General features: G+C 41.7%; 21 protein-coding genes. 20 read left to right on the forward strand and 1 reads right to left on the reverse strand.

The window, feature by feature from the left end; all coding sequences use genetic code 11:
- The first annotated feature begins 67 nt into the window (after window positions 1-67).
- The 5 genes from lpcA to artM all read left to right on the forward strand — a co-directional run bounded on the left by lpcA (window position 68) and on the right by artM (window position 3615).
- Window positions 68-652 carry a D-sedoheptulose 7-phosphate isomerase gene (gene lpcA, locus HMPREF9064_RS07135; RefSeq protein WP_006717286.1) on the forward strand — a complete coding sequence of 195 codons (585 nt, stop codon included), beginning with the start codon at window positions 68-70 and terminating at the stop codon, window positions 650-652.
- Between the two features lie 141 nt (window positions 653-793).
- Window positions 794-1528, forward strand: coding sequence for an arginine ABC transporter ATP-binding protein ArtP (gene artP, locus HMPREF9064_RS07130; protein ID WP_006717287.1), 735 nt, complete (start codon window positions 794-796; stop codon window positions 1526-1528).
- Between the two features lie 17 nt (window positions 1529-1545).
- The gene (locus tag HMPREF9064_RS07125; protein WP_006717288.1) at window positions 1546-2265 is read left to right on the forward strand and encodes a lysine/arginine/ornithine ABC transporter substrate-binding protein; all 720 of its coding nucleotides are present in this window, start codon (window positions 1546-1548) and stop codon (window positions 2263-2265) included.
- Between the two features lie 4 nt (window positions 2266-2269).
- On the forward strand, window positions 2270-2932 hold the full coding sequence (artQ, locus tag HMPREF9064_RS07120; protein WP_006717289.1) for an arginine ABC transporter permease ArtQ: 663 nt from the start codon (window positions 2270-2272) through the stop codon (window positions 2930-2932).
- 2 nt (window positions 2933-2934) lie between these two features.
- The gene (artM, locus tag HMPREF9064_RS07115) at window positions 2935-3615 is read left to right on the forward strand and encodes an arginine ABC transporter permease ArtM (protein ID WP_006717290.1); all 681 of its coding nucleotides are present in this window, start codon (window positions 2935-2937) and stop codon (window positions 3613-3615) included.
- A 180-nt stretch (window positions 3616-3795) separates the two neighbouring features.
- Here the strand turns inward: artM and HMPREF9064_RS07110 are convergent, their stop codons facing one another.
- Window positions 3796-4029: a zinc ribbon domain-containing protein gene (locus HMPREF9064_RS07110; RefSeq protein WP_032997779.1), complete on the reverse strand. Its 234-nt coding sequence runs from the start codon at window positions 4027-4029 to the stop codon at window positions 3796-3798.
- A gap of 262 nt (window positions 4030-4291) precedes the next feature.
- Between HMPREF9064_RS07110 and HMPREF9064_RS07105 the strand changes: the two genes are divergently transcribed.
- The 15 genes from HMPREF9064_RS07105 to ftsA all read left to right on the forward strand — a co-directional run bounded on the left by HMPREF9064_RS07105 (window position 4292) and on the right by ftsA (window position 22010).
- A complete protein-coding gene (locus tag HMPREF9064_RS07105; RefSeq protein WP_006717292.1) occupies window positions 4292-5887 on the forward strand; it encodes a carbon starvation CstA family protein in 1596 nt (531 codons plus the stop codon).
- Between the two features lie 278 nt (window positions 5888-6165).
- Complete coding sequence (mraZ, locus tag HMPREF9064_RS07100) at window positions 6166-6624, forward strand: division/cell wall cluster transcriptional repressor MraZ (RefSeq protein WP_006717293.1); 459 nt, start codon at window positions 6166-6168, stop codon at window positions 6622-6624.
- A 102-nt stretch (window positions 6625-6726) separates the two neighbouring features.
- Window positions 6727-7695, forward strand: a complete 969-nt coding sequence (rsmH, locus tag HMPREF9064_RS07095) for a 16S rRNA (cytosine(1402)-N(4))-methyltransferase RsmH (protein ID WP_006717294.1) — start codon at window positions 6727-6729, stop codon at window positions 7693-7695.
- Window positions 7695-8012 carry a cell division protein FtsL gene (ftsL, locus tag HMPREF9064_RS07090; RefSeq protein ID WP_006717295.1) on the forward strand — a complete coding sequence of 106 codons (318 nt, stop codon included), beginning with the start codon at window positions 7695-7697 and terminating at the stop codon, window positions 8010-8012. Before rsmH ends, ftsL begins: the two co-directional genes overlap by 1 nt.
- A gap of 17 nt (window positions 8013-8029) precedes the next feature.
- Window positions 8030-9856 carry a peptidoglycan glycosyltransferase FtsI gene (gene ftsI, locus HMPREF9064_RS07085; protein ID WP_006717298.1) on the forward strand — a complete coding sequence of 609 codons (1827 nt, stop codon included), beginning with the start codon at window positions 8030-8032 and terminating at the stop codon, window positions 9854-9856.
- A gap of 61 nt (window positions 9857-9917) precedes the next feature.
- Window positions 9918-11384 (forward strand): UDP-N-acetylmuramoyl-L-alanyl-D-glutamate--2,6-diaminopimelate ligase, encoded by a 1467-nt coding sequence (murE, locus tag HMPREF9064_RS07080; RefSeq protein WP_006717300.1) that lies wholly within the window; start codon window positions 9918-9920, stop codon window positions 11382-11384.
- Window positions 11385-11392: 8 nt separating this feature from the next.
- Window positions 11393-12772: a UDP-N-acetylmuramoyl-tripeptide--D-alanyl-D-alanine ligase gene (gene murF, locus HMPREF9064_RS07075; protein WP_006717303.1), complete on the forward strand. Its 1380-nt coding sequence runs from the start codon at window positions 11393-11395 to the stop codon at window positions 12770-12772.
- Complete coding sequence (mraY, locus tag HMPREF9064_RS07070) at window positions 12766-13851, forward strand: phospho-N-acetylmuramoyl-pentapeptide-transferase (protein ID WP_006717305.1); 1086 nt, start codon at window positions 12766-12768, stop codon at window positions 13849-13851. Before murF ends, mraY begins: the two co-directional genes overlap by 7 nt.
- Before the next feature lie 39 nt (window positions 13852-13890).
- On the forward strand, window positions 13891-15195 hold the full coding sequence (murD, locus tag HMPREF9064_RS07065; RefSeq protein ID WP_006717308.1) for a UDP-N-acetylmuramoyl-L-alanine--D-glutamate ligase: 1305 nt from the start codon (window positions 13891-13893) through the stop codon (window positions 15193-15195).
- Window positions 15196-15210: 15 nt separating this feature from the next.
- Window positions 15211-16401: a putative lipid II flippase FtsW gene (ftsW, locus tag HMPREF9064_RS07060; RefSeq protein ID WP_006717310.1), complete on the forward strand. Its 1191-nt coding sequence runs from the start codon at window positions 15211-15213 to the stop codon at window positions 16399-16401.
- Between the two features lie 45 nt (window positions 16402-16446).
- Window positions 16447-17511, forward strand: a complete 1065-nt coding sequence (murG, locus tag HMPREF9064_RS07055; RefSeq protein ID WP_006717313.1) for an undecaprenyldiphospho-muramoylpentapeptide beta-N-acetylglucosaminyltransferase — start codon at window positions 16447-16449, stop codon at window positions 17509-17511.
- A gap of 59 nt (window positions 17512-17570) precedes the next feature.
- Entirely contained in the window at window positions 17571-19001 is a 1431-nt protein-coding gene (gene murC, locus HMPREF9064_RS07050; RefSeq protein WP_006717316.1) for a UDP-N-acetylmuramate--L-alanine ligase, read from the forward strand.
- 12 nt (window positions 19002-19013) lie between these two features.
- Window positions 19014-19943, forward strand: a complete 930-nt coding sequence (locus HMPREF9064_RS07045; protein ID WP_032997780.1) for a D-alanine--D-alanine ligase — start codon at window positions 19014-19016, stop codon at window positions 19941-19943.
- Complete coding sequence (locus HMPREF9064_RS07040; protein ID WP_006717319.1) at window positions 19940-20707, forward strand: cell division protein FtsQ/DivIB; 768 nt, start codon at window positions 19940-19942, stop codon at window positions 20705-20707. Before HMPREF9064_RS07045 ends, HMPREF9064_RS07040 begins: the two co-directional genes overlap by 4 nt.
- 22 nt (window positions 20708-20729) lie before the next feature.
- Window positions 20730-22010, forward strand: a complete 1281-nt coding sequence (gene ftsA, locus HMPREF9064_RS07035; RefSeq protein WP_006717321.1) for a cell division protein FtsA — start codon at window positions 20730-20732, stop codon at window positions 22008-22010.
- Window positions 22011-22061: the final 51 nt, after the last annotated feature.

The raw sequence follows: 22061 nt of genomic DNA on the forward strand, positions 1-22061 counted from the left end.
AATTTACGTTGAGAGATCTTGTGTTTTTTCATACAATCTAGCGAATTTTACTTTAAAGGAGAAGCAGATGTACTTTGATAAAATTAAAGCTGAACTTACTGAAGCGGCAGATGTATTAAATAAATTTTTAGCTGACGAGAATAATATCAAATTAATCCAAAAAGCAGCATTATTGATTTCAGAGAGTTTTAAACAAGGTGGTAAAGTGCTGTCTTGTGGTAACGGAGGTTCTCATTGTGATGCGATGCATTTTGCGGAAGAATTAACGGGGCGTTATCGTGAAAATCGCCCCGGTTACCCAGCAATTGCTATTTCCGATGTTAGCCATTTAAGCTGCGTGAGTAATGATTTTGGCTATGATTATGTGTTTTCGCGTTATGTGGAAGCGGTAGGACAAAAAGGTGATGTTTTATTTGGTTTGTCTACTTCAGGAAATTCCAAAAATGTGCTTAATGCTATTGAAGCAGCAAAAGCGAAAGGAATGAAAGTCATTGCCATGACCGGTAAAGATGGCGGTAAAATGGCAGGAATTGCAGATGTAGAAATTCGAGTGCCTCATTTTGGTTATGCAGATCGCATTCAGGAAATTCACATTAAAGTTATTCATATTTTGATGATGTTAATTGAATTTGAAATGGCAAAAGCAAATTAATAAAGTGCGGTCGCTTTTTCATCTGTTTTTTAAATCCCAAATTTTTTTTGGGATTTTTTATATTTCAATGTTGCATAATTATTCATAAAATAATAATATATTTTCAATTTTATGATAATTGATACAGAGACGCAGTAAACAATGACAATTAGTGTTAAAAATCTGAATTTTTTTTATGGCGCCAATCAAGCCTTATTTAATATTAACTTATCCGCTGATGATGGTGATGTGGTGGTATTACTAGGGCCTAGTGGTGCAGGCAAAAGTACGTTGATTCGAACATTAAATTTACTAGAAGTACCACAATCGGGTAAATTGAGTATTGCCAATAATCAGTTTGATTTGTCTTCAGGGAATGATCTGAAACAACTTCGTCAGTTACGTCGTGATGTAGGCATGGTATTTCAGCAATATAATTTATGGCCGCATATGACCGTATTACAGAATCTTATTGAAGCACCGATGAAAATTCTTGGTGTAAGTGAGTCAGAGGCTAAACAACAAGCATTGGAATTGTTGCAACGTTTACGTTTAGAGGAGTTTGCTGAGAGATTTCCGTTGCACTTGTCCGGCGGTCAACAGCAGCGAGTGGCGATTGCACGAGCTTTAATGATGAAACCGCAAGTATTGTTATTTGACGAACCAACCGCCGCATTAGATCCAGAAATTACAGCTCAGATCGTTTCTATTATTGAAGAATTGCAACAAACCGGAATTACGCAAGTTATTGTTACTCACGAAGTGAATGTAGCGAAAAAAGTAGCAACTAAAGTGGTTTATATGGAACAGGGGCGTATCATCGAAATGGGCGATAAGACTTGTTTTGAGAACCCTCAGACGGAGCAGTTTAAACAATATTTATCACACAATATCTAATCTTGAAGGAGAATATTATGAAAAAATTATTATTAAGTGCAATTTTATTAGGCTCTGCAGTAGCGGCCCACGCGCAGGATTTAACTTTTGCTATGGAACCAAGTTACCCACCGTTTGAGTCTACTAATGAAAAAGGTGAAATTATCGGTTTTGATGTAGATATTGCCAATGCTATCTGTAAAGAAATTCAAGCTACCTGCCATTTTAAAGGCGAGGCATTTGATTCTTTGATTACTAATTTAAGATCAAAACGTTTTGATGCGGTTATTTCTGCAATGGATATTACGGAGGCTCGTGGTAAACAAGTATTGTTCTCTGATCCATACTACGACAGCACAGCCAGCTATGTTGCATTAAAAGGCAAAGCTACTTTAGAAAATGCGAAAAATGTTGGTGTACAAAATGGGACGACCTATCAGCAATATACAGTAGCGGAAACAAAACAATACAGCGTGAAATCCTATGCCAGCTTACAAGATGCGGTACTGGATCTAAAAAATGGACGTATTGATATTATCTTCGGTGATACAGCAGTGCTTGCGGATATGATCTCCAAAGAAGATAACGTTCAGTTTGTCGGCGATAAAGTGAATAACAAAAAATATTTCGGTAATGGTTTTGGTATTGCATTGAATAAATCTAACAAAGAATTAGCAGAAAGCTTCAATAAAGGTTTAGCGGCAATTAAAGCCAATGGCGAATATCAAAAAATCTACGATAAATGGATGACCAAATAATCCTATGTTTTCTGATTATTTTTCTTTAATGTTGACTGCGGCCCTGATGACTTTAGGGCTTGCGGTTTGTTCGTTAGTGTTAGGGCTTTTTTTAGGCATGCTATTTGCCGTGTTAGAAGCTAATCGTTTTGTCGGTAAACCCACCGCGCTGCTTGTTGCTTTATTGCGAGGCTTACCGGAAATTCTGGTCGTATTGCTGGTTTATTTTGGTTCTAGCGAATTGGTTGAATTGCTCACCGGTGAATATGTTGAATTCGGTGCATTCGGTTGTGGTGTATTCGCATTGTCCTTAATTTTTGCAGCCTATGCTTCACAAACACTCCGTGGCGCTATTCAGGCGATTGCTAAAGGTCAGTGGGAGTCTGGAACAGCATTGGGATTGAGTAAAGGCTACACTTTCCTTCGTATTATCATGCCACAAGTATGGCGTCATGCATTGCCGGGATTGAGTAATCAATGGTTGGTGTTATTGAAAGACACGGCGTTAATTTCTTTAATTGGTGTAGATGATCTGATGCGTCAAGCACAGCTGATTAATACGAATACACACCAACCTTTCACTTGGTATGGTATTGCCGCGTTGATTTATCTTTTAGTGACATTAGTGAGCCAAGTCGGCATTCGTAAATTAGAACTGCGTTTTACTCGTTTTGAAAGGGAAGTGTAATTATGTTTCAAGAATATTTAAGCGTGATTGCACAAGGTATTCCTACCAGTTTGCTATTAACCGTTGTGTCATTGTTGATTGCCTTTAGTCTGGCTTTGTTGTTTACCATACTACTTTCTATCGGTAATAAAGTGGTGAAAAGTGCGGTCAATTTATATCTTACTTTATTTACCGGCACGCCTTTATTGGTGCAGTTTTTCCTGATTTATGCAGGGCCTGGGCAGTTTCAATGGATTGTGGACAGCCCGTTGTGGCTGCTGTTTTCTAATGCTTGGTTTTGTGCTGCGTTAGCATTGGCGTTAAATAGTGCAGCCTATTCTACCCAATTATTCCATGGCGCAGTGAAAGCAATTCCTAAAGGCCAATGGGAAAGTTGTGAAGCGCTTGGGCTAAGCCGTTTGCAAACCTTGAAAATTTTACTTCCATATGCATTAAAACGCGCTTTACCTTCATACTCTAATGAGATCATTTTAGTGTTTAAAGGAACGGCGCTAGCTTCCACGATCACTATCATGGACATCATGGGCTATGCTCGCCAGCTTTACGGCACAGAATATGATGCGCTCACGATTTATGGTATTGCCGGTGGTATTTATCTCGTGATTACCGGTATTGCGACACTGTTATTACGTAAACTGGAAAACAAAGTGCTTGCTTTTGAACGGTTGGATATGCGTAGTTAGAAGTAAGTGCGGTTATTTTTTCGTATATTTTTAAATCCCAAATTTCTTTGGGATTTTTTTATATAGAGTAAACCGTTGGCTACCATTAAAATCAATGGTGAATATCAGAAAATTTATGATAAGTAAGTAGCAAAATAATCATTAATAAAATGAAAAATGGGCAATGTATTGCCCATTTTTTTATGCATGGTTTGTTATCCAGCTTGCTACGAGTAAGACCACCGTAAAAATTGCGCCCCAAATTAAGTGTAGCTTGACACTTTTGCGATTAATTTCTTCATTCTGTAAACGGCGTTCCTCTAGTTTTTTCTTGTAAGCTTCAAGATTCTCCGGTTTAAAGGAAAAACCGCAGTTTGGGCAGGCTTCTGCACTTTCGTTGATTTTTTTACGGCATTCCGGGCAACGATGTAACATGACTTCTCCGGTGAGATCAAATTTTAAGAAAAGCACAATGTAGTGATTTTTGTTTAAAACGCAAGAAATTTATACCGCACTTTTTAGTTCAATTTAAAAACGTGATTGATATCACATTTTGCAAAGATATTCTGAATCGATAGATTGCCGTTTATTTACTTCATTGTAACAGAAGCCTAAAATAGCGCGGCTTTACTCATATAGGAGTAATAGTTAAATATTAACCCGAACACGTTATGTGTTCTTTCCATAGGATTTTCATATGTTGTGGTTCTTCTTCTGTGTTCTGGTGTTGATTTTAGGTTATGCGATTTATGGCAAAATTATTGAAAAAATCTTTGTCATTAACCCTAAACGTCAAACACCAGCTTATCAAGTCAATGATGGCGTCGACTATATGCCGATGTCTAAAACTAAAATTTGGCTAATCCAATTATTAAACATTGCAGGTACAGGTCCGATTTTTGGTCCGATTCTTGGTGCGTTATATGGGCCTGTCGCTATGTTGTGGATCGTTGTTGGTTGTATTTTTGCCGGTGCGGTACATGACTATTTCTGCGGTATGTTAAGTATTCGTCATGGTGGTGCAACTATGCCTTACTTAGCCGGTAAATTCTTAGGTCGTCCAGTAAAAGTTTTTATCAACGTTTTAGCGCTTGTTCTTCTTTTATTAGTTGGCGTTGTCTTCGTTGCAAGCCCGGCGCAATTAATGGGTACGATCACCATGGACATCATGGGCGCATCTCAAGGTGCATTGCAATTAGGTGATGCCGAAGCGGTTCATAAGGCTGTTGAAGCTGGTGGTTTAACCGTATGGGGAATGGATAAAGCAACTGTAGTTTCCGTATGGACTGCGATTATTTTTGCTTACTATATTCTTGCAACCTTGTTACCAATTGACAAAATTATCGGACGTATTTATCCACTCTTTGGTGCGTTATTACTCTTTATGTCTGTAGGTATGGTGTATGGTTTAGTATCCGCACATTTCAGTGCGGTAGATCCTATCGAATTCTTCCGTACGATTGATGCAGATGGTCAAGGTTTAACCTTAGATAAATTCACACAAAACTTCCAAGTGAAGGGAGATGTACCAATTTGGCCATTATTGTTCTTAACCATTTCTTGTGGTGCATTATCCGGTTTCCACGCAACACAAACCCCATTAATGGCGCGTTGTGCTGAAAATGAAAAAGAAGGTCGTTTCATTTTCTACGGTGCGATGATTGCTGAAGGTATTATTGCATTAGTATGGTGCATGGTTGGTCTTGCATTCTATGAGAACCCGCAAGCGTTACAAGATGCGATTGCCGCAGGTTCACCATCTAAAGTGGTATATGACAGCTCATTACACTTCTTAGGTTTCGTTGGTGGTATCTTTGCAGTATTAGGTGTCGTTGTACTTCCAATTACTTCTGGGGATACGGCATTCCGTGCAGCACGCTTACAATTAGCGGAAATTTTCAAAATTGATCAACGTTCACTGCCTAAACGTTTATTAATTGCAGTGCCATTGTTCGTATTAGGTTATTTTGTTTCAACCATCGACTTCAGCGTATTATGGCGTTACTTCACTTGGGCAAACCAAATGACGGCAATGGTAATGTTATGGACAGCGGCAGCTTATTTATACCGCTATCATAAATTCCACTGGGTGGCATCTATCCCTGCATGGTTTATTACTACTGTCTGTGCAACCTATTTGTATTACAACAAAATCGGTTTCGGTTTAGACTATCAATTGTCAGTTTACCTAGGCTTTGCAACAACGGTTGTTTGTGTCGTGTTGTTCTTCGCTTTAGTTAAACGTTCTAATGAAGCAGACCCAGAATCTTTAGTAGATAGCCTTGCTAAATAGCAAAAATATTGACCGCACTTTTAGCGGTAAAGACTAAAATAAAATACCCTGTTGATGAAGATTAACAGGGTATTTTTTATCCGATGATTCCTTCATATCTAAATGCACATTCAACTTAAAAATAGATAAAACTTTCCTGATGCATCTCATTAAATTGCTTGCAACTTATACACACAAATAATAAAATTAATCAAAAGTGGTAAAAAGTGTTTTTTTGTGGAAAATTTTGGGGTTGAACTCCCGAATTGAAATAAACAGAACAACTAAGGTGAGAAAAAATGTTTCGTGGTGCGGCAACGATTAATTTGGATGTGAAGGGAAGAATTTCTATTCCTACCCGTTATCGTGCCGAGCTTTTGGAACAGAACCAGGGGCAAATGGTTTGTACCGTAGATATTCGTCAACCTTGTTTATTGCTTTATCCGTTAAAAGAATGGGAAATTATTGAGCAAAAATTGCTCGGACTTTCTAATTTTGATCCATTACAACGTACCTTACAACGAGTGATGCTGGGTTATGCCACTGAGTGTGAATTGGACAGTGCTGGACGAATTTTAATTAGCGGTCCTTTACGCCAGCACGCTAAATTAGAAAAATCCATCATGCTTGTTGGACAATTAAATAAATTTGAAATTTGGAGCGAGGCCGAGTGGCAGGCTCAAATTGAAAAAGACATGGCATTAGGTGCAACAGATAGCTTTGCACTGTCAGAAGAATTAAAAACGCTGTCATTATAAGAGTAAAACTCACCGAACAGCGGCACTAGCAAAAGATAAGCGGCAATTATGCCGCTCTATCTTATCTTTAAATTATATTTTATATATCACCGGTAATAATTTATGAGTCATTTAAATGCGTTTTCATCAGCTGAACATGCGACGGTTTTATTACATGAAACCGTTGATGGTTTGGCTTTAAAAGAAAACGGCATTTATATTGACGGTACGTTTGGTCGCGGGGGGCATTCCCGATTAATCCTTTCTAAGTTATCGGCTAACGGTAGATTAATTGCCATTGACCGAGACCCTAAAGCCGTCGTTGAGGCTCAAAAAATTCAAGATTCACGATTTCATATCGAACACAGCGCATTTTCAGATATTTTACCTATTTGTGAGAAGTTAAATTTAGTCGGCAAGATTGACGGCATTTTGCTTGATCTTGGTGTGTCATCTCCGCAATTGGATGATGCTGAGCGCGGTTTTAGTTTTATGAAAGATGGTCCATTAGATATGCGAATGGATGATAGTAAAGGCATGTCCGCAGCGGAATGGTTACAACATGTTTCTGAACAAGATTTGGCGTGGGTTTTAAAAACGTTTGGTGAAGAGCGTTTTGCAAAGAAAATTGCCTCGGCCATCGTGAATTACAATAAAAGTGCGGTGCAAAATGGCGGTGAATGTTTAACACGTACGTTACAACTCGCTGAATTAATTGCACAGACTGTGCCATTTAAAGATAAACATAAACATCCTGCTACACGAAGCTTTCAGGCGATCCGTATTTTTATTAATTCAGAGTTAGATGAGCTGGAAAAGGTCTTGCAGTCAGCGTTAACTGTGTTAGCCCCGGGCGGGCGTTTATCGATTATCAGTTTCCATTCATTGGAAGATCGCATGGTGAAACATTTTATGCGTAAACAAAGCCAAGGCGAGGATATTCCGAAAGGTTTACCATTGCGTGAAGACCAAATTCAACGTAATCAAACCTTAAAAGTGATTGGCAAAGCGATTATGCCAAGTGATGAGGAAATTGCCCAAAACCCAAGAGCACGTAGTGCCGTCTTAAGAATTGCGGAGAGATTAAGCTAATGTTAGAAAATAACGATAGATTCCCTTTGCGAAACATTATTCTTGAAGATTTATTTACGTCAAATAAATTGGTGTTGATTTTATTACTGGCGATTACGCTAAGTGCATTAGGCACGGTTTGGCTTACTCATCAAACACGTGGATTAGTGGCAGAGAAAGGTGATTTGGTTTTACAACATCAAGCGCTTGAGAATGAATATCTTAATTTAAGATTAGAAGAAGCAACCCTCAGCGATAATACACGCATAGAAGCTATTGCCAAGCAATTCGGCATGCAACGAGCAACCCCAGAACAAGAAGTTGTTATTCTTGAATAAACGCGGAAATCACAAATATGGTTAAATTTAATAAATCAATTAAGCCGATACAAGCGAAAAAGAATAACCCTAAACCGTCGCCACAAAATACTTCTTCGGTAAAACCGAATAAGCCTAAAATGGTTTATGAGAGAAGTTTCTTAAAAGGGCGTTATTTGTGGGCGTTAACCAGTGTTTTCTTGGGCTTAATGGCATTGGTTGCTCAAGCGGCTTATATGCAAATTATCAATGCGGACTCTTTGATGGGGGAGGCGGATAAACGTTCTCTACGCACACAAGAAATTCAATTTGTTCGCGGTTCTATTTTAGATCGTAATGGGCAACTTTTATCGGTAAGTGTGCCGATGTATTCTGTGGTAGCGGATCCAAAATTTATTTTTGATGAAAATTCGTTAAAAGACAAAGAACGTTGGCAAAAATTGGCGGAAGCGTTAGGGATTTCTTATAGCAATTTGGTTAAGCGAGTTGAAAAAGATCCGAAATCCCGTTTTGTCTATTTATCTCGTCAAATTTCACCAACGCTTGCACAGTATGTTAAAGAGCTAAAAATTACCGGCATTATCCTCAAAATGGAAGCGCGTCGCTTTTATCCTCGCGTGGAAGAAACAGCACATTTGATTGGTTATACCAATATTGATGGCGCAGGTATTGAAGGCATTGAAAAAAGCTTTGATTCCATGTTAGTGGGCAAATCCGGTTCCATGACATATCGTAAAGACCGATTCGGTAACATTGTCGAAAATATTTCTGATGTGAAGAAATATGATGCACAAGACGTGACATTGAGCATTGATGAAAAATTGCAATCCATGGTTTACCGTGAAATTAAGAAAGCGGTTGCCGAGAATAAAGCGGAATCTGGCACGGCTGTGTTGGTGGATGTGCGCACCGGTGAAGTATTGGCAATGGCCAATGCTCCTTCTTATAACCCAAATAATCGAGTGGGAGTAAAATCCGAGTTAATGCGTAATCGCGCGATTACCGATACCTTTGAGCCGGGTTCTACTGTAAAACCGTTCGTGGTTTTGACCGCACTTCAACGTGGGGCAGTACGTCGTGATGAAATTATTAATACTGGTCCGCTCATCTTGAACGGCCATGAAGTAAAAGACGTCGCACCACGTGATCAGTTAAGTTTAGATGGCATTTTAGAAAACTCCAGTAACCGCGGTGTGAGCCGTTTAGCGTTACGCATGCCGCCGAGTGCTTTAATGGAAACCTATCAAAATGCCGGTTTAGGCAAACCGACTGATTTAGGTTTGATTGGCGAACAATCCGGTTTATTGAATGCCAATCGCGCTCGCTGGTCTGATATTGAGCGTGCTAACGTAGCCTATGGTTATGGTTTGAATGCAACGCCATTACAAATTGCTCGTGCTTATGTCACTTTAGGTAGCTTTGGTATTTATCGCCCGCTTTCTATTACTAAAGTGGATCCACCGGTCGTGGGACAACGTGTGTTCTCTGAAAAAATTACACGTGAAGTTGTCAACATGATGGAAAAAGTCGCGATTAAAAATGGCCGTGCGATGGTCGAAGGTTATCGTGTCGGGATTAAAACCGGTACGGCGAAGAAATTGGAAAATGGCCGCTATGTAGATAAATATGTGGCTTATACCGCAGGTATCGCACCAATTACCGACCCACGTTATGCTTTGGTGGTACTGATTAATGATCCGAAAGCAGGGCAGTACTATGGTGGTGCAATTTCCGCACCGGTATTTTCCAGCATCATGAGCTATGCGTTGCGTAGCAACAATGTACCGCCGGATGGCGTTGAAACGGATAAAACAACAAAACGCACTGTTCGTTTGAGTAGCAAAAAGTCAAGTGAAGTCAACTAAATTAGACATAAAGTGCGGTGCGTAAATAAAGCGTTTTTCACTCATTCATTGAGAAAACATTATGTATCGATTAACTCATCTTCTCGGGATTCACATAGCAGAAAATGTGAATCTCACCGAAATGACATTAGACAGTCGAACTGCAAAGGCCGGCTGTCTTTTTGTTGCAATTAAAGGACATCAAACCGACGGTCGTCAATATATTCCACAAGCGTTGCAAAATGGCGCAAGTGCGGTCATTTTTGAGGCTGATTCTGAGACGCAACATCTTCAGGTGCGCTATGAACAACAGGTTCCGCTCATTGCGTTTTACCGTTTAAGCGAACATTTATCCCATCTTGCGGATGTGTTTTATGGGCAGCCTTCCAAGCGTTTAACGTTGGTTGGGGTTACCGGCACCAACGGAAAAACGACAACCGCACAATTATTAGCACAGTGGACAAAGATTTTAGGGCATACCAGCGCCGTGATGGGCACCATTGGTAACGGTTTATTCGGCCGAGTCAAAGAAGCGACAAATACCACAGGTTCTGCGGTGGAAATCCAAGCATCACTGGCGGAGTTTGTCGCACAAGGCGCAGATTTTGCGGCGATTGAAGTGTCATCTCACGGTTTAGTACAACATCGTGTAGAGGCCGTACATTTCAGTGCTGCGGTGTTCACTAATTTAAGTCGTGATCATCTGGATTACCATCACACGATGGAAAATTATGCCGCAGCAAAAAAACGTTTATTCAGCGAATTGGATAGCCGTCATCACATCATTGATGCGGATGATCCTGTTGGAGCCGCATGGTTAGCTGAGATGCCGGAAGCAGTTGCAGTAAGTGCCAACGCAGATTTTGCTCCACGACAAGCCAAATGGTTGAAAGCGGTAAACGTCTCCTTTAACCACAAAGGCGCTAGCATTCAATTTGAATCTTCTTGGGGCAATGGCGAGTTACAAAGCGCGCTTATTGGTGCATTTAACGTCAGTAATTTATTGTTGATCATGGCAACCTTGTTGGCGCTTGGTTATGACTTAGCCGAACTCATTGGTAGTGCACATAAATTAACCGGCGTATGTGGTCGGATGGAAATGCTGCATGCTCCGCATAAACCGACCGTGATCGTGGATTACGCTCATACACCGGACGCGTTGGAAAAAGCGTTACAGGCAGCACGGTTACATTGCCATGGTAAGCTTTGGTGTATTTTCGGCTGCGGTGGTGATCGCGATAGTGGTAAACGTCCACTTATGGCGAAAATTGCCGAACAGTTGGCGGATAAGGTCATTGCTACGGATGATAATCCCCGTACAGAAGATCATACGCAAATTATGGCGGATATTTTAAAAGGGTTTATTCATCCGCAAGCCGTACAAGTGATACACCAACGTGAAGAGGCCATTGCCACTGCGATTCAAAGTGCGGTGGAAAATGACGTTATTTTAATTGCCGGCAAAGGGCATGAAGACTATCAAATTATTGGTAAAACAAAGCATCATTTTTCCGATCAGGAAGTTGCCCGTCATTATTTATCTCAGTAACAAAAAATATGATTACATTATCTCTCTCTCAAATCGCCTCCATTTTAGAGGCTCAGCTTATCGGTGATGGCAACGTGACTGTCGAAAATGTGAGTACAGACAGCCGTAAAGCCGTCAACAATGGGTTGTTTTTTGCGTTGAAAGGCGAAAATTTTGATGCACATGACTACGTTATGAAAGCGGCTGAACAAGGTTGTGTTGCCGCCGTGGTTGAACATCCAACAGAGGGCAATATTGCCCAATTAATTGTGAAAGACAGCCGTCTTGCCTTAGGGCAGCTTGCCAAATGGTTGCGTGAGAAAATCAATCCGAAAGTGGTGGCGATGACAGGGTCATCGGGCAAAACCACGGTAAAAGAAATGACGGCCTCTATCTTGCAACAATGTGCGGTGGATTTTGACGACGTTTTATTTACCCAAGGCAATTTTAATAACGACATCGGTGTTCCGCTAACGTTATTACGGTTAACCGAAAAACATAAATTTGCAGTGATTGAACTTGGCGCCAATCATATTGGTGAAATTGCCTATACCACCGCCTTGGCGCAGCCTGATGTGGCGTTAGTCAATAATGTCATGGCAGCACATTTAGAAGGTTTTGGTTCTCTTGACGGTGTTGCAACAGCGAAAGGCGAAATTTTCCGCGGGTTAACTCATCATGGCGTTGCCATCATTAACCAAGCGCATAACTATCAACAAAAATGGCAAAAAGAGATTGGGCAACATGAAGTTCAATATTTTTCCTATGACAATCCACAAGCTGATTTTTATGCAGAACATATTCAGTTCTCCGAACAAGGGGCGTCTTTTGTATTACACACGCCACAAGGCAATGTGCAGATCGATTCCCCCTATTTAGGCGAACACAACGTATCTAATGCCTTAGCTGCTACAGCGTTGGCAATGAATGTGGGCGCAACGTTAGCGCAGGTAAAAAAAGGGTTGGAAACGCCATCCTTGGTGAAAGGGCGTTTATTCCCAATTCACCCTTGCGACAATCTTTTATTACTAGACGACACTTATAACGCCAATGTGGGCTCCATGAAATCCGCGATTTCCGTGTTGCAAAAATATCCGGCTTTTCGCGTCTTTGTTGTTGGTGATATGGGTGAATTAGGCGATAATACACCGCTTTGTCATCAAGAAGTGGGTGAGTTTGCCTGGGCAGCTAAATTGGATTTGGTGATTTCTTTTGGACGTTCCAGCTCCGTGATAAGTGCGGTCAATTTTGGACGCCATTTTACTGATAAAACAGAACTTGTCGCTTATTTAACGCCAATTATTAAACAACAATTAACACAACAAAAAGTCGTTGTTTTGGTGAAGGGGTCACGCAGTATGAAAATGGAAGACGTGATCGATTTATTAAAGGGTAATTTTTTATGTTAGTTTGGATTGCTGAGTTTCTCACCAAATACAATTCTGATTTCCATGTGATTTCCTATATTACCGTGCGTGCTATTTTAGCGTTGCTCACGGCACTTTTATTGTCCTTATGGATTGGACCGAAAGTCATTCGTCGCTTACAATTGCTGAAATTTGGTCAAGTCGTACGCAATGACGGCCCTGAAAGTCACTTCGCCAAAAAAGGTACACCGACGATGGGTGGTGTCATGATTCTTTTTGCCATCGGTGTGAGTACATTATTATGGGCAGATTTAACCAATCCATATGTCTGGTTTAGCTTGTTCGTTTTATTTGGCTACGGCGCTGTCGGCTTCGTGGACGATTACCGCAAAATTACCCGTAAAAGCACGGATGGCTTAATTGCCCGTTGGAAATATTTTTGGCTTTCTGTTATTGCCTTAGTGGCGATTTTCGGTATGTATGCGATCGGTAAAGACACCGATGCCACCCGCTTGGTTGTGCCATTCTTTAAAGAATTTATGCCGCAATTGGGCATTTTTTATATTGTATTGGCTTACTTTGTTATTGTCGGTTCCAGTAATGCCGTGAATTTAACGGATGGGTTAGATGGTCTAGCGATTGTACCGACCGTGATGGTGGCCGGCGCATTTGCATTGGTGGCGTGGGCGACAGGTAACATCAATTTTGCGGAATACTTACACATTCCATACCTGAAATTCAGCGCGGAACTGACCGTGTTCTGTACCGCCATTGTTGGCGCGGGTCTTGGTTTCTTATGGTTTAACACTTACCCGGCACAAGTATTTATGGGCGATGTGGGCTCATTAGCGTTGGGCGGGGCTTTAGGTGTGATTGCCGTATTGGTGCGCCAAGAATTTCTATTACTGATCATGGGCGGCGTGTTTGTCATGGAAACGCTGTCCGTGATTTTACAAGTGGGTTCTTACAAATTACGTAACAAACAACGCATTTTCCTGATGGCGCCGATTCATCATCATTTCGAGAAAAAAGGCTGGCCGGAGCCACGTGTTATTGTACGTTTCTGGATCATTTCCTTAATGTTGGTATTAATTGGTTTAGTGACCTTAAAACTACGTTAATCACCCTAAAAAGAGCGGTCATTTTTGAGAGAGAATTTCATGCAATATCAAGATAAAAAAGTCACTGTTATCGGACTGGGTAAAACAGGGTTGTCCTGTGTTGATTTTCTGCGCGCTAAACATGCAGATGTTCGTGTCATTGATACACGCAATGCACCGGCGGGCGCAGAACAACTTGATAAAGCCATTCCTCTGCATACCGGCAGTTTAAACCAGCAATGGCTCTTAGAAAGCGATTTGATCGTGATTAGCCCGGGTCTTGCAGTAAAAACACCTGAAATTCAGACCGCACTTCAAGCCGGTGTCGAAGTCGTCGGCGATATTGAGCTGTTCTGTCGAGAAGCGGATAAACCGATTGTGGCCATTACCGGTTCTAATGGGAAAAGTACTGTGACCACATTGGTTGCAGAAATGGCAAAAGCCGCCGGATTAAGCGTTGGCATGGGCGGAAATATTGGCATTCCTGCGCTTTCTCTCTTAAATCAATCGCATGATATTTACATTTTGGAGCTTTCCAGCTTCCAGTTAGAAACCACCTATTCGCTAAAAACCGTGGCGGCAACGGTGTTGAACGTCACCGAAGATCATATGAATCGTTACGTGGATTTACAGGATTATCGCCATGCGAAATTAAAAATCTACGACAATTGCCAAACGGCCGTGGTTAACGGAGAAGACCCGCTTACCCTGCCAACTACTCAACACCCGGAAAAACGAGTGAGTTTTGCGGAACATCATGCGGATTATTGGCTGAAAAATGAAAATCAGAAAACCTATTTAATGGCGCGTGGTGAGGTGATTTTAGCTTGTGATGAAATGAAATTAACCGGTCGCCATAATTACATGAATGCGTTGGCGGCGATTGCCTTGGCGCAAGCTGCAGGCATTAATTTGTTGGGAATTCAGACCGCACTTCGCGAGTTCGGTGGCTTGGAACATCGTTTCCAAGTAGCGCATATGGCGCACGGCGTGCGTTGGATTAATGATTCAAAAGCAACCAATGTCGGCAGTACGGTTGCTGCATTAACCGGTTTACAGGTCGCCGGGAAACTCTATTTATTACTCGGTGGTGATGGCAAAGGCGCAGATTTTTCTGAATTGGCGACATTAATTAATCAACCGCATATTTTTTGTTATTGCTTTGGGCAGGATGGTAAACAGTTAGCTGCACTTTCGTCACAAAGTCAATTATTCGACACCATGGAACAGGCCATTGCAGCAATTCGTCCGCAGTTACAAGCGGGGGATGTGGTGTTGTTATCACCGGCCTGTGCCAGCTTGGACCAATTCCCTTGTTTTGAAGCTCGTGGTGATGAGTTCACGCGTTTGGCTCGTTTAAGTTAAAGACGGATTTTATTCATGGAATTTTGGGCTAAACTGAAAACAACTTGGCAACAAACGACGACGATTACGCCGGCGAGTTTATTATATGATCGTGCGTTATTGTGGTTGTATCTCGTGCTATTGCTTATTGGTTTACTGGCGGTGTCTTCCGCTTCCATTCCAGTTGGAACACGCTTACATGGTGATCCGTTTTATTTTGCCAAGCGGGATGTGATTTATATTTTTCTTTCCTGCGTAACCTGTTATTTCACTTTGCAAATTTCCATGGATAAATGGGAAAAATGGCATGTTAGATTGTTTGGCATTGCGTTGGTTTTGCTTTTCCTTGTGATGATTCCAGGGATTGGGCGAGAGGTGAATGGTGCCCGTCGTTGGATCCCAATGGTTTTATTCAATTTCCAGCCTGCAGAATTTGCCAAGTTAGCCTTAACTTGTTTCCTCGCTAGTTATTTTACCCGTCGTTATGATGAGGTGCGTAGTCGTAAGTTAAGTGCGGTTAAGCCATTTTTGGTGATGGGATTGTTAGGTTGTTTCTTATTGATGCAGCCGGATTTGGGTAGTACCGTCGTTTTATTTGTCATTACCTTCGGTTTGCTATTTATTATCGGTGCAAAATTTGGACAATTCCTTCTCTTATTTGGTTTTGCTGCATTGATGTTTGTGTGGCTGGTACTTTCTTCTGCTTATCGTCTTAAACGTATCACCGGCTTTATGGACCCCTTCAAAGATCCTTACGGTACCGGTTTCCAATTATCCAACTCTTTAATGGCATTCGGCCGAGGTGGATTTTTCGGCGAAGGGTTAGGCAATTCTGTACTGAAACTAGAATATTTACCGGAAGCGCACACTGACTTTGTGATGGCTATTGTGGGCGAAGAATTCGGCTTTTTCGGCATTTTAGTGATTATTATTTTGCTTGGTTTATTGGTTTTCCGCGCCATGAAAATTGGACGAGAATCTCTAATATTAGAGCAACGTTTTAAAGGCTTTTTGGCTTTCGGTATCAGCTTTTGGATTTTCTTCCAAGGTTTTGTAAACCTTGGTATGGCTCTCGGCATGTTGCCAACGAAAGGCTTAACCTTCCCGCTGATCAGTTACGGTGGCTCCAGTATTATCATTATGTCGGTCACTGTCGGCATATTATTGCGCATTGACCACGAAAACCGCCTCATGCGCGGTGGTCAAGCAAGATTGCGGGATGACTAAGAACCAAAGTGCGGTCATTTTTTTGAGTGTTTTTAGAGAAAAGATATGGGTAAAAAATTATTAGTGATGGCAGGTGGAACAGGCGGACATGTTTTTCCTGCCATTGCCGTTGCACAAGAATTACAACAGCAAGGTTGGGAAATTCGCTGGCTGGGCACTAAAGATCGTATGGAAGCCCAACTCGTACCAAAACATGGCATTCCCATTGAATTTATCCAAATTTCAGGTTTACGTGGCAAGGGCATCAAGAGTTTATTATTGGCGCCTTTTGCTATTTTGCGCGCGGTGTGTCAAGCGCGTAAGATTATTCAACAATACCAACCCAATGCGGTATTAGGCATGGGCGGCTATGTTTCGGGCCCGGGCGGTATTGCGGCAAAACTTTGCGGCGTGCCGGTGGTATTGCATGAACAAAATGCCATTGCGGGGTTAACCAATAATTGGTTATCCAAAATTGCTGCTCGAGTGTTGCAAGCCTTCCCAAATGCGTTTCCTCATGCTGAAGTGGTAGGAAATCCCGTACGTCGTGATTTATTCCAAACAGAAGCCCCAGAAACACGTTTTGCCACGCGTGATAAAACCTTGCGTATTTTAGTAGTCGGCGGTAGCCAAGGGGCGCGCGTGTTAAATCAAACAGTGCCAAAAGTCGCAGAGAAACTCAGTGCCCAAGGTTTGGAGATTTATGTGCGTCACCAAGTAGGCAAGGGCAATTTAGCCGGCATTGAGGAAATCTATCAGGCAAATCAAAATGGCGTGGCGACTGAATTTATCGATGATATGGCAGAAGCTTATGCTTGGGCGGACATTGTGATTTGTCGCTCGGGCGCATTGACGGTGTGCGAATTGGCGGCAGTAGGTGTACCGGCTATTTTCGTGCCTTTCCAACATAAAGACCGTCAGCAATTTTTGAATGCCAAATATTTAGCGGATGCGGGGGCTGCGCTGATCATTGAGCAACCGGAATTTACCGAAGAGCGTCTCTTGAATGCATTAACTCCGTTGCTGGCAGATCGTGAAACATTATTAGCCATGGCGTTAAAGGCAAAAAGTAAGGCAACACCGTTAGCGGCTAAACGGGTCGCTGACGTGATTGAAGACGTGGCAAATTAAATTATAAGTGCGGTCGTTTTTTCAACTGTTTTGAACGACTGAGTAAAAAGGACATATTCATGGATAACTATCATCAACAGATTAGAGACATCATTCCGGAAATGCGCCGAGTGAAGCAAATTCATTTTATCGGTATCGGTGGCGCGGGGATGTGTGGTATTGCCGAAATTTTATTGAATGAGGGATATCATATTTCCGGTTCTGATATTGCGGAAAGTGCGGTGACTCAGCGTTTAGCTTATGCCGGCGCCAAAGTTTTTATTGGGCATAAAGCAGAAAATATTACCGGTGCCAGCGTGGTGGTGATTTCTTCTGCGATTCGTGATGATAACCCTGAAGTGGTGGCGGCAAAAGAAGCACGCATTCCGGTCATTCAACGTGCGCAAATGTTGGCGGAATTAATGCGTTTTCGTCATGGCATTGCGGTTGCCGGTACGCACGGTAAAACGACGACCACCGCGATGGTTTCTATGATTTATGCGGAAGCAGGTTTGGATCCGACTTTTGTTAATGGCGGTTTGGTGAAATCGGCCGGGACGAATGCACATTTAGGGCGCAGTCGTTATTTGATTGCCGAAGCTGATGAAAGTGATGCCTCTTTCTTGCATTTGCAACCGATGATTTCTATCGTGACAAATATTGAGCCGGATCATATGGATACCTATCACGGTGATTTTGATGAAATGAAGCAAACCTATGTGAATTTCTTACATAATTTGCCATTTTATGGGCTAGCCGTGTTATGTGCCGATGATGCCGATTTAATGAGCTTGGTGCCACAAGTTGGGCGTCAGGTGATTACTTACGGTTTCAGTGAGAATGCCGATTATCGCATTGAAGATTATCAACAAACCGGTTTCCAAGGACATTACACCGTGATTTGTCCGAGTGGTGAACGGATTGATGTCTTGCTGAATGTGCCGGGACGCCATAATGCCTTAAATGCAACGGCTGCATTGGCGGTAGCGAAAGAAGAAGGTATTAAAAACGAAGCGATTTTAGCTGCGTTAGCCGACTTCCAAGGTGCGGGGCGTCGTTTCGATCAGTTGGGCCAATTTATTCGTCCGAACGGTAAAGTGATGTTGGTGGATGATTATGGACACCATCCGACGGAAGTTGGGGTCACCATTCAAGCGGCGCGTCAAGGTTGGGAAAATAAACGGATTGTGATGATTTTCCAACCGCACCGTTATTCCCGCACCCGCGATTTATTTGATGACTTTGTGCAAGTCTTATCTCAGGTCGATGCCTTGATTATGTTGGATGTGTATCCCGCCGGCGAGGCACCGATTGTGGGCGCTGATAGTAAAGCGTTATGCCGTTCTATTCGCAATCTTGGTAAAGTGGACCCGGTTTTGGTGTCTGATACAGCGCAATTAGGTGAGGTGCTTGATCATCTCATTCAAGATGGTGATTTAATTTTGGCGCAAGGCGCCGGTAGCGTGAGTAAGCTTTCACGTCAGTTAGTCGAACGTTGGACAAAAGAATAAGTGGATAGCAAGATGAGTAAAACATTAAAACAAGAAAAAATCGCCGTATTATTGGGCGGAACCTCAGCCGAACGTGAGGTGTCTTTAAATTCAGGAACTGCAGTATTAAACGCGTTGCGTAAACAAGGGTATGATGCTCACCCAATTGATCCGAAAGAATTTCCGGTGGCGACTTTAAAAGAACAAGGGTTTGATCGTGTGTTTAATATTTTACATGGTCGCGGTGGTGAAGATGGCACGATGCAAGGATTGCTGGAGCAAATCGGTATTCCTTATACCGGCTGTGGCGTGATGACCTCTGCGCTTACTATGGACAAAATGCGTACCAAAATGTTGTGGAAAGCTTTTGGGTTGCCGGTCGCTGAAATGGAAATCGTTACCGTGGAAAATAGAGCAAACTTAAACCCTGAGTCAGTAGTCAAAAAACTCGGCTTACCGTTGATGGTGAAACCTTCTTTAGAAGGGTCTAGTGTAGGGTTAACCAAAGTGAAAGCGATTGCAGAGTTGGAAAGTGCGGTGGATTTTGCCCTTAAATTTGATCGCACCGTATTGATTGAAGAATGGCTTGCCGGTGATGAATTCACTGTGCCGGTACTGGATAACGAAGTGTTACCTTCCATTAAAATCGTGCCGGAAGGTGAGTTCTATGATTATGATGCAAAATACATTTCTGATAATACACAGTATTTTTGTCCGGCTGGGTTAAGTGATAAACGTGAGCAGGAGCTTCGCCATTTAGTAAAACAGGCCTATGATGTGGTCGGGTGCCGAGGTTGGAGCCGTATTGATGTGATTGCGGATGCGGAAGGAAACTTCCGTTTAGTGGAAGTCAACACGAATCCGGGTATGACTAGCCATAGTTTATTCCCAAAATCAGCGGCAACGGTCGGCTACTCTTTTGAGCAGTTGGTTGAGAGAATTTTAGAGTTGAGCGCGGAATGAATTTACTAAAACGCAAAACCACACAAAATATAAGATATGGTGAGCCGAAACCCAAAGTTTTTGTGCAAATTAAATTATTACTTGTGCTATTATGCGTTGGCATATTGTTCTATTCTTATTCAAATTGGCAAAATTTCCTAGAAAAATTAGATAGTAAGCCTATCAGTGCTTTTGCGTTGGTTGGCTCACCCAATTTCACGACAGATGCTGATGTGCGTGATGCTTTATTAAAAATGGGCGATTTAAAAGGCTTTTTTGGTCAAGATATTGATGCTATTCGTGAACAAATTGAAACAATGCCTTGGGTAAAAGGGGCGGTTGTTCGCAAAATGTGGCCGAACAGATTGAGCATTTGGGTAACGGAATATAAACCGATTGCTATTTGGAATGAAAGCGACTTTTTGTCCGAAGATGGTGCGGTTTTTCAATTACCAATGAGTAAATTAAAAGAAACTCATTTACCTCGTTTAGCAGGTCCTGATTTCCAAAGTGAAAAAGTGTTGGACGCTTGGAATAGAATTTATGCCGATTTAAAACAGAAAGGTTTAACGCTTAAGGCGGTAGCCATTGATGCTCGCGGTGCTTGGCAAGTCGTGCTGGATAATGATGTGGTGCTGAAACTGGGGCGTGGTGAATGGAAAACAAAACTGGATCGTTTTGTCACAATTTATCCCCAAATTGAAGTGCCTGAAAATAAGAAAATATCCTATGTTGATTTGCGTTATGCCTCCGGTGCTACAGTGGGTATGGTTGATTTAAATTAATTATTAAGTGTGAAGTTAGAATATGTCTAAAATTGTGGAATCAAAGACCATTGTTGGTTTAGAAGTGGGCACTTCTAAAGTTGTTGCAGTCGTTGGTGAGGTATTGCCTGACGGTGTGGTAAATGTACTTGGCGTCGGCAGTTGTCCTTCAAAGGGGATTGATAAAGGAAGCATTACTGATTTAAATGCGGTCGTCACCTCTATCCAGCGTGCAATTGAAGCGGCGGAGTCAGTTGCTGACTGTCGCATCATGAGCGTGACGTTAGCCATTACCGGGGAACATATTCAGAGTCTTAATGAGAATGGTTTCGTGCCTATTGCAGAAGGCGAAGTGACGCAAGATGAAATTGATTCTGCAATTCATACGGCAAGTTCGGTAAAAATGCCGGAAGGCTTGTCTTTGCTTCATATTATTCCGCAAGAATTTGCTGTTGATAAACAAATGAATATTAAAAATCCATTGGGATTACAAGGTGTTCGTTTGAAAGCACAAACTCATTTGATTGCTTGTCATCAGGATTGGTTAAATAACCTGAAAAAAGCGGTAGAACGCTGTAAATTAAAAGTCGATAAAATTGTATTCTCCGGTTTGGCTTCAAGTTATTCTGTATTAACAGAGGATGAAAAAGACTTAGGAGTTTGTTTAGTTGATTTTGGTGCGGGTACGATGGATATCATGGTGTATATCAATGGTGCTTTGCGCTTTAGTAAGGTGATTCCTTACGCTGGAAATCGAGTTACCGATGATATTGCCTATGCTTGTGCTGCTTCTAGAATGGAAGCAGAAAGTATCAAAGTTAACCACGGTAGTGCATTAATGCCTCCAAAATATCATGCAGATAAGAAAATTGAAGTTTCTGGCATTGGTGGGCGTGGGCCTCGCGTATTAACAAAAGAACAACTGTCATTTGTAACATCAGCGCGTTACAAAGAATTACTTGGTTTAGTTAAAAACGAATGGTTACGTTTAAAAGCAGATTTAGAATCCAAAAATATGAAATGTGAGCTTATCGCGGGTATTGTGATTACTGGTGGCGGTGCTCAAATAGAAGATTTAAAAGAATGTGCAGAAGAGGTTTTTGGCTCTAATCATCAAGTAAGAATAGGCAGTCCGTTAAACATTACCGGTTTAACGGATTATGTGAATAAACCTCAATATTCAACCGTTATTGGTTTACTTCAGTATGAACATAGCAATGAAGATGATGGATTGATTCATGAGGAAAACTCGGGAAGTAATTTCCTAAATTCCTGCGGTAATGTGTTGAAAAAAATCTTTAATAAAGTGCGGTCAGAATTTTGATAATTTTGATTTTTCATCTACAATATGAAAAATTTGGGCTTTAATTTATGC

Origin of the sequence: Aggregatibacter segnis ATCC 33393 (assembly GCF_000185305.1) — a bacterium.
In the GTDB taxonomy this organism is placed as follows: Bacteria; Pseudomonadota; Gammaproteobacteria; order Enterobacterales; family Pasteurellaceae; genus Aggregatibacter; species Aggregatibacter segnis.